7 protein-coding genes and 1 pseudogene are annotated in these 5602 nt (G+C 62.8%); 3 read left to right on the forward strand and 5 right to left on the reverse strand.

What is annotated here, in order from left to right:
• A pseudogene (locus tag EN749_RS39095) lies at positions 1–159 on the forward strand (MFS transporter); the annotation flags it as partial.
• Positions 160–161: 2 nt separating this feature from the next.
• Here the strand turns inward: EN749_RS39095 and EN749_RS29485 are convergent.
• The 3 genes from EN749_RS29485 to EN749_RS29495 are packed head-to-tail and all read right to left on the reverse strand — an operon-like array spanning position 162 to position 1975.
• Entirely contained in the window at positions 162–635 is a 474-nt protein-coding gene (locus EN749_RS29485) for a DUF4262 domain-containing protein (RefSeq protein ID WP_128364477.1), read from the reverse strand.
• The gene (gene maiA / locus EN749_RS29490) at positions 625–1275 is read right to left on the reverse strand and encodes a maleylacetoacetate isomerase (protein ID WP_128364478.1); all 651 of its coding nucleotides are present in this window, start codon (positions 1273–1275) and stop codon (positions 625–627) included. The genes EN749_RS29485 and maiA overlap by 11 nt, the downstream gene beginning before the upstream one ends.
• A gap of 4 nt (positions 1276–1279) precedes the next feature.
• Positions 1280–1975, reverse strand: coding sequence for a fumarylacetoacetate hydrolase family protein (locus EN749_RS29495; protein ID WP_127810248.1), 696 nt, complete (start codon positions 1973–1975; stop codon positions 1280–1282).
• Positions 1976–2150: 175 nt separating this feature from the next.
• Here EN749_RS29495 and EN749_RS29500 point away from each other — a divergent pair, with 175 nt between their 5' ends.
• Positions 2151–2834 carry a response regulator transcription factor gene (locus tag EN749_RS29500; protein WP_027039066.1) on the forward strand — a complete coding sequence of 228 codons (684 nt, stop codon included), beginning with the start codon at positions 2151–2153 and terminating at the stop codon, positions 2832–2834.
• 33 nt (positions 2835–2867) lie between these two features.
• Here EN749_RS29500 and EN749_RS29505 read toward each other — a convergent pair whose 3' ends face one another.
• Positions 2868–4208: a hybrid sensor histidine kinase/response regulator gene (locus EN749_RS29505; RefSeq protein WP_127396088.1), complete on the reverse strand. Its 1341-nt coding sequence runs from the start codon at positions 4206–4208 to the stop codon at positions 2868–2870.
• A gap of 14 nt (positions 4209–4222) precedes the next feature.
• Positions 4223–5407, reverse strand: coding sequence for an FIST signal transduction protein (locus EN749_RS29510; RefSeq protein ID WP_127329575.1), 1185 nt, complete (start codon positions 5405–5407; stop codon positions 4223–4225).
• Here EN749_RS29510 and EN749_RS38285 point away from each other — a divergent pair.
• Positions 5395–5602: hypothetical protein (locus tag EN749_RS38285; RefSeq protein WP_206525636.1), on the forward strand; the 208-nt coding region annotated here is incomplete at its 3' end. The two genes, EN749_RS29510 and EN749_RS38285, sit on opposite strands and share 13 nt — an antisense overlap.

Consider the following 5602-nt stretch of genomic DNA (forward strand, 5'->3'; position numbering starts at 1 on the left):
GGCTACATGATCTTCTACTCGGTCGGCAGCGCCTTGGGCTCGATCGCCTCGACCATGGCTCATGGTGCAATGGGCTGGAGCGGCGTCTGTGTGCTTGGGGCCGGCATCGGCCTGTTGGCGTTGCTGTTCTGGGCGTTGACGCTGCGCGTCGGCAGATAGGCCTATGGCGACGGCGCGGTGTCGAGAAGCGGCTGCCAGGCTCGGAACCAGTCGCTCGCCTGGGCCTGCCACGGCCAGATGCCGTCCACAGTGGGATAGATCAGCTGGAGAACACCGAAATCCAGGCCGTCGTAGAACCAGAGGTCCCAGCCGAAATGCTCGCGGTAGTGGTCGATATGAACGGCGCCGAATTGACAGTCGAAACCTTCGATAAAACCGGACGATCGCTGCCCTGGTTGGAAAACCTCGCCGGAGCGGACGCGGCTGCAATACTCGCTGATGATGAACTGGGAGATTTCCGGCTTCAGGCCGATGACGATGAGTTCCGGCGCCTTGAAGTTGTGCTCTATTCCAACCGAATAGGTGAAAGGCGGATCGGCGCCTTCCTCCAGCACATGCAAGATGTGGCAGCCATAAGCCTCTATATCGGCCAGCGCCTTGGCTTCACCTGGGTCGGTGGCTTTTCTACTCGGCATCGATCTGGTTCTGGGGCGCGGCTTTCTGGAAGGCCGGCAGCGCAATGCAGGCGGCGTTGATGCGCGCGATCGTCGGGTAGGGGGTCAAGTCGACGCCGAACCGGGCGTTGCTGGCAATCTGCGCGGCGAGGCAGATGTCGGCCAAGCCCGCCGCGTCGCCATGGCAGAATGTACCCGTCTCCGCCGCCGACGCCATGATCTTTTCAAGCGGCTGAAAGCCCTCGTTCACCCAGTGACGGAACCAATTGGTGATGTCCTCGTCGCCGGCGCCGAACAGGGTGCGCAGCGAGGTCAGCACACGCAGATTGTTCACCGGGTGAATGTCGCAGGCGATCATCTGCGCCAGCATTCTCACGCGGGCCCGGCCGGCCGGGTCCTTCGGCAGCAGCGGTGGTTCCGGGCTGGTCTCGTCGAGGAATTCGATGATCGCCAGCGATTGCGTCAGCAGCGTGCCGTCGCCGAGGATCAGCGCCGGCACCAGCCCTTGCGGATTGACCGCGAGATAGGCTGGTTCCAGATGCTCGCCATGGCGCAAATGATGCGGGACGTAGTCGTAGCTCAGCCCCTTCATCTCCAGCGCGATCCGCACCCGATAGGAGGTGGAGGAGCGATAGTAATTGTGCAGGACGAGTTCGCTCATGGCCTCACTTCGGCTGGCCGATGGTCACTTCGATGGTCCCGATGCCGTCGACGCCGCCGGTCATCGTGTCGCCGGGGCCAACCGCGCCGACGCCTGCCGGCGTACCGGTGAAGATCAGGTCGCCGGGCTCGAGTTCCATCGCCTCGCTGCAGATCGACACGATATCCGATATCGGCCAGATCAGTTCGGCGAGGTCGGCATCCTGCCTGATCTTGCCGTTGACGGCGAGCCAGATGCGGCCCTTCTGCGGGTGGCCGGATTCCTGCGCTTGCACCAGCGGGCCGCAAGGGGCGGAGCGGTCGAAGGCCTTCGACCAGTCCCAGGGCCGGGCGGCCTTCTTGGCCTCGTCCTGCAGGTCGCGGCGGGTGAGGTCGATGCCGACACCATAGCCCCAGACATGGTCCAGTGCCTTGTCGCGGGGAATGCGGAAGCCGGCTTTGCCGATCGCGGCCACCAGTTCGATCTCGTGGTGCAGATTGGCCGTCAGCGGCGGATAGGGGATAGCAGTGCCGGAATCGACCACCGCATCGGCCGGCTTGGTGAAGAAGAAGGGCGGATCACGCTCGTCATTGCCGAATTCTCGGGCATGCGCCGCGTAGTTGCGGCCGACGCAGTAGATACGGCGCACCGCGAAACGATCGGACGAGCCGGCAACGGCCACCGATGCGGTTGCGGGCAGGGGAAGGACGAATTCTGTCATCAAGGGTCTCTGCTTGGTTGCCGGAACATTCGACCGATTTGGGGGGCTGGACAAGGCGATTTGGTCGAGAAAGTGCCGGCGGCACTTTCCGCGGGAGATGGCGATATACTATTTGGCAATAATCTGGCCATGGTGGAGAGGTTATTCTAATCGCTCACGAACTGAAATGAACCCCATGACCGCAACCCACGATCGCGCCCGGTTCCTGATCATCGACGACCATCCGCTGTTTCGCGAGGCGCTGCACAGCGCCGTGCAGATGGCCTATCCGGAAGTCGACACGGTGGAGGCACGCTCGATCACTGAAGCGCTCGATCTTCTGGCCGATGCCAAGCCGTTCGACCTCGCGCTTCTCGACCTTTCGATGCCCGACGTGCATGGTTTTGACGGGCTGCTGCAACTCCGGACCCGCTATCCGCGCCTGCCCGTGGTCATCGTCTCAGGCTATGAGGAGCCGAAGATCATTTCCGAGGCGCTGTCCTACGGCGCTGCCGGCTTCATCCCCAAATCGGCACGCAAGAGCGACCTCGCCGCCGCCATACGCTCGGTGATGGAAGGCGCGATCTATGTCCCGGAAACCTATGAAGGCCGCACGCCGGACGCCGAAAGCGTCGACCGCGCCGACATGGTGCAGCGCCTGTCGACGCTGACGCCCCAGCAACTGCGCGTGCTGCAGATGTTGCGCCAAGGCCTGCTCAACAAGCAGATCGCCTACGAGTTGCAGGTGGGCGAGACGACCGTGAAGGCGCATGTCTCGGAGATATTGCGCAAGCTCAATGTCTACAGCCGCACGCAGGCGGTGATCGAGGTGTCGAAGCTGGACAATGCGGAGCTTTTCAGGGATCAGGCGGGGTTTTGAACTTAACCCTCCCATCAATGGGAGGGTATGAAGCTAAGCCAGCAAATGCGCCAGCAGGGCCCTTAGCTGCGCCGGTTTCAGCGGCTTGCGCATCAGTTCGATGCCGCCGGAGCGGGCGGCTTTGGCGACTGCTTCCGAACTGTCGGCGGTGACGATCAGCGCCGGCACGGCGCGGCCGAGATAGTCGCGGACTTCGGCGATGGTCGTGGTGCCGAGATCGCCGCCGTCGAGATGCTGGTCGGCAATGACGATGTCGGGCACCCAGTCGGTGTCGCCAAGCATGTCGAGCGCATCGTCGGTCGAGGTCGCGGCCCGCACCAGGCATTGCCAGCGTTCGAGCAGGAAGGTCATGGCCTGCAGCACTTCGATATCGTTCTCGACCAGCAGCACCTTGGTGCCGAACAGGCCATAGCCGCGCGGCCGTTCCATGTCGGCAACCCTGGCGATGGCATCGGTTGGCGCACCGATGCCGACGGGAACATCGATGTGGAAGATCGTGCCGCGTTCGACCTTCGACGAGAATGTCACGGGATGGCCGAGCGCGCTGGCCATGCGGCGCACGATGGCAAGCCCGAGCCCGAGACCGCCACCGTCCAGTTCGGCATTGGCCGGCGAGGTGCCGCGGTGGAACTCCTCGAACACCGCCTCGCGCTGGTCGTCGGGAATGCCGCAGCCAGTATCGGCGACGTCGATGCGGATGGTGTCGCCGCGATGCCTGGTGCCGACAAGCACGCCGCCCGAGCGTGTATAGCCCAGCGCGTTGGAAAGAATGTTCTGCAGGATGCGGCGCAGCAGCGTGCGGTCGGAGCGGACCACCGCATGGACCGGCCGGAATTTCAGCGACAGGCCTTTCATCTCCGCCACCGGCAGGAAATCCGAGCGGAGCGACGAGAACAGCGCCTCCAAGCTGACATCGCTCATGTCGGGCTGCACCACGCCGGCATCGAGCTTTGATATGTCGAGCAGGGTTCGCAGCAGGTCCTCCATCGTCTCCAGCGAGCGCTCGACCTGCCGCACCAGTTTCTTGCCCTCGTCACTGGTCTGAACTTCGGCGAGCGCCGAAACCGAGAGATGGGCCGCGTTCAGCGGCTGCAGCACGTCGTGGCTGGCAGCGGCGAGGAAACGGGTTTTCGACAGGTTCGCCAATTCGGCGTTTTCCTTGGCGGCGCTGAGGTCGATGTTCGACTGCTCCAGCCGCCGCAAGGTCGAGTGCAGTTCCTCGGTGCGGGTGCGCACCCGGTTTTCCAGCGAGATCGCGGTCTGAAACAGCGAAAAGGCGTTGCCTTGCTGGTCCATCGAGCGCTCGACGCGGCTGACCAGTGCCGCGTTGATCTTCTTCAGCTTTTCAAGATCGTTTATGTCCCTCAGCGGCATCTTGTTGCGCCGTCCTATTCCGCCGCCTGGCGCTCGCCGAAGGCGATGCCGGTAAAAGTCTGATTCAGATGCATCGACCGGTACTGTTCGCCATAGGTGCCGAAGCCGATGACATTGTTGACCCGGTAGAGTTCCGAGATCTCGCGAAACACCTGCCGATTGCGCGCGTCCAGCCGGCGCAGCACGCAGTCGAAGCCGAGGATCATGTCGATACCGCCGAGCCTCTCCTCGACATCGCGCAGGGCGGCGCGCGTCGATTCGACCATGTCCTTGGGTTGAGCGATCGACAGCACGACGCCATCGTCTATGGCGCAGAAGAACGACAGCGAGCCGTCGGCATGCATCTTCTGGATCGACCGGCAATAATATTGGCCGCCCACCTTCACCACCACGGGATGCGAGGCGAAGCTCAGTGGCGTCAGCATCTGCGCGACGATGCCGACGGACGCGGAATATTCCTGCGCCGCATTGGTGGCATTGAACTCGCGCACGATGCGGTGATCGGGATCGGAAGCCGTCACCACCAGTTTTTCATCGGTGGGAACGAAATTGTCGGTCTTGAAGACATGGAAGGGAATTTCGGTCGATATCAGCACGATGATGGCGCTGTCGGAGGTGACCTTGCCGTTCGAGATCAGGCGCGTCGTCTCGAATTTCAGATCGTCGCCGGCGGAGCCGCCAAGCAGCGGAATGTCATCGAGGCCCCAGTGGATGGCTGAACTCACCGCTTCTTCGGCATAAGAGAGCCCGTCGATGAAGCAGAGCGCGAAAGTGCCTTTGGTCCGATCGCAACCAAGGCGCGCGCGCAGCGATCGCCGCAGGGTCTCCACCTCGCCGGTGATCCTGTCCATACCCGACGAGGACAGATTTTCGACCATCACGCTGACGGCGGTGAACGCGGTGGACGGAAGCAGCATGGCCAGCACATGGCCATCCTCGAGACCTTGCGGCGTGATCTCGCCGGCAGTCGAACAGCCGGCGTGGTGGAGCGCCGGTGCGTGGGTCATGAGCGCCTGGGAAAGGGCGCTGGCTTCGACCAGGCTCTGCGAAAAGAACAGCAGGGCAAAGCCTGCGTCGATGGCGGCTGCTTCCAGTGCGATCGCCTTGGCGAACGCCTCCATGTCGGGCTCGTCCGTGGTGAGCGCCGACAGGCCGCATGCATAGCGCGTCTGTGAATTGGCCAGCGATGTTCTCCGCATTTCCTCCGACGCTTTTTTGTGCGCGGCTGTTTTTAAATGCTTCTGGCGCGCGGGCGTCGACCGACATTGTTGCCTTCAATCGGCGGTTTGGCAATGGGGCCACCGGCACCGCATGTTTGGGCGCGGCCATGACCGAAAGTACAATGTTCCGCGTTTGCGACGTGCTGTTTTTTGTCCGATGTGCGGTGTACGAAT

It is taken from the genome of Mesorhizobium sp. M7A.F.Ca.ET.027.02.1.1 (assembly GCF_004022985.1).
Taxonomy (GTDB): domain Bacteria; phylum Pseudomonadota; class Alphaproteobacteria; order Rhizobiales; family Rhizobiaceae; genus Mesorhizobium.

Bases quoted from the DNA above. Each gene is read 5' to 3' on its own strand.
- EN749_RS29510 (WP_127329575.1), bottom strand. From the start codon at position 5,407: ATGCGGAGAACATCGCTGGCCAATTCACAGACGCGCTATGCATGCGGC.
- EN749_RS29500 (WP_027039066.1), top strand. From the start codon at position 2,151: ATGACCGCAACCCACGATCGCGCCCGGTTCCTGATCATCGACGACCAT.
- EN749_RS29505 (WP_127396088.1), bottom strand. From the start codon at position 4,208: ATGCCGCTGAGGGACATAAACGATCTTGAAAAGCTGAAGAAGATCAAC.
- maiA (WP_128364478.1), bottom strand. From the start codon at position 1,275: ATGAGCGAACTCGTCCTGCACAATTACTATCGCTCCTCCACCTCCTAT.
- EN749_RS29485 (WP_128364477.1), bottom strand. From the start codon at position 635: ATGCCGAGTAGAAAAGCCACCGACCCAGGTGAAGCCAAGGCGCTGGCC.
- EN749_RS29495 (WP_127810248.1), bottom strand. From the start codon at position 1,975: ATGACAGAATTCGTCCTTCCCCTGCCCGCAACCGCATCGGTGGCCGTT.